Below are 2,166 nucleotides of genomic sequence, written 5' to 3'. Positions count from 1 at the left end.
AATTGTTATCAGAGATGCAAGAAAAATCTAGATAATAATACAAAAAGCGAATCGAAACAATGAACTCTGTTTTGTTCGCTTTTTGTATTCTATTCGAGAAATTATGGAAAAGAACCTCTCCTACTTATTAGACTTTTATTCAGCCAAAAACATAAGAAAGGCACAGAGATGCAAGACAATTATACTACAAAAGGCAAGCACTTTAAAACTGCTCCAAAATTTTCCATAGTATTCCTCTTCCATTTCTGCAAAAAATTAAACCTGTTTTTTTATTTGTGGTATGATTATGATTATACAAAAATAAAACAGAAAGGACAATATGATTATGAAAAAATTTTATTGTCATCAGTTGCTTTACTGAGCCTAGTGACATCACTATCAGTAAATAGTCCAGTTTCTGCTCAAGAATCTATCTCTCCCTAGGATTATAGTCACTCCAATGGCAGTTGGTTTCAATCAAAAGGTCGTTGGTGGTATAAAACACTAAAAACAGGTGAAACATCAACAAGAGCAGTACCTATTGAAGATGGTAACACTATATAAAAGGTTTTTAGCAACCAAAACTTTAGTAAAGTTGTTCGTTTCCCAGATAAAACTAAGTCCGAGATTATTGCAAAAATGCAAGAGCTTTTCAAATCTTCTAGCGAAAGCGATGTGAACTATCTTTACCTTACTTGTCATGGAGGAAGAGACGGAAGAATCTATCTTGGTAGCGATGGTCAGACATTTTCAGGCTGGGAATTGGCATCTATACTGAAACAATACAAAGGTAAGTTTGTGGTTATACTGGATTGTTGCTATTCAGGAACAATTATAGATGTAGGTAAATCAGATGAAAAGGCCTTCTCCAAGTCTGAAGAAAGATTTGATGAACAAGCATTTTTGGCAGGATTCTCAACAGGAAATCTAACAAGTAAGAATGGTGAAATGCTTGATTCTAAATTCCTCGTACTATGTGCCTCTTGGAAAGGTGAAAAATCGTATAGTGCAGTCGGAGTAGGTAGTCTTGCCACCAGATACTGGGCAATGGGTACAGGTTGGGATTCACTTCAAAATAGAATGATTTCGCCTATGGCAGACACCAATACTAACGGAAAAATCACTTTAGAGGAACTGTATCAATACTCTTATCCTCTAGTCCTTGAAGCTGCATCAAGCAGTAATAAGGAGCAACATGTATCAGTTTATCCAGAAAACAGTCAATTTGTTTTATTCCAAAAATAAGGGGTTAAGAAAATGAAAGTATCAAAAAAAATCACACTATTTGGTTTGTCTTTAGCAGGTCTAGCTTTACTAGCTTTCCCTCATTCAGGAAAGGCCTTCGAATTGGAAGAAGAGTGGGTTATTAAGGGTGGTATTAAGTATCAAGATGGCAAAATTCTCCGATTTGACAATGGAAATGAAGTAGATATCAAAGTCTTGGATTTGCCAAAAACCGAGAAAATCGAGTGGACGGTCAGTCTCAATGGTCAAGATCAGACAGTCAATTTCCTAGGTCAAGAAAAGGACAAGTCTATGATGGGTGTAGAGGGGCGTTATCTGAATTTCTATGTACCTTATGGCTATAGAGGAGATATCAAGGTAGAAGCCAAGAGCGGAAATGAGGTAAAGACCTGGTCCACTAAAGTAGTTGATGATGTATATAATGACGGTGGAAAGAGTGGTTACTTCCGTATTGACGAATCAAATGATCAACACACCTACCTTGATGCAAAATGGGACTATCAAACTAAGACCTACACTGCTACCTTACCAGAGACTGTCAATGGTCAAAAAGTATTTGCTTGGGCAGACGACTATGAAGAATTGAAACTTCAAAAACCAGGAGTTATCAATCATTCCTACAGGGGGGCAGGAGCCTTCAAAATACTTTATCCGATTCTAAAAGCAGAATGCTGGCTAAAAAAGAACTACAGTGAAACATGGTACTATCAAAAACAAGGGCAATTAGTTAAAAATGCTTGGGTTAAGGACAAGGGAACTTGGTACTTTATGAATGATAAAGGAGTCATGTTCAATCAAACTTGGCTCTATCAAGGTAGCAACTGGTATGCCTTTAAATCATCAGGAGCTATGATTGCTAGCGATTGGCTATATGATAATAACTCTTGGTATTACCTAAAAGATTCAGGTGCTATGGCAACAGGTTGGGTGAAAGATAGTGGC

At 36.9% G+C, this 2,166-nt stretch carries 1 protein-coding gene and 1 pseudogene; both read left to right on the top strand.

The annotated features are described in order from the left end of the window. Window positions 1-558: 558 nt before the first annotated feature. Window positions 559-1,224: pseudogene (locus tag SMSK597_RS12460) on the top strand (caspase family protein); the annotation flags it as partial. 12 nt (window positions 1,225-1,236) lie between these two features. Further along, window positions 1,237-2,166: hypothetical protein (locus SMSK597_RS0103420; RefSeq protein WP_000868695.1), on the top strand; the 930-nt coding region annotated here is incomplete at its 3' end.

It is taken from the genome of Streptococcus mitis SK597 (genome assembly GCF_000148545.1).
Taxonomy (GTDB): domain Bacteria; phylum Bacillota; class Bacilli; order Lactobacillales; family Streptococcaceae; genus Streptococcus; species Streptococcus mitis_C.
This window is presented reverse-complemented; position numbering and strand designations above follow the sequence as displayed.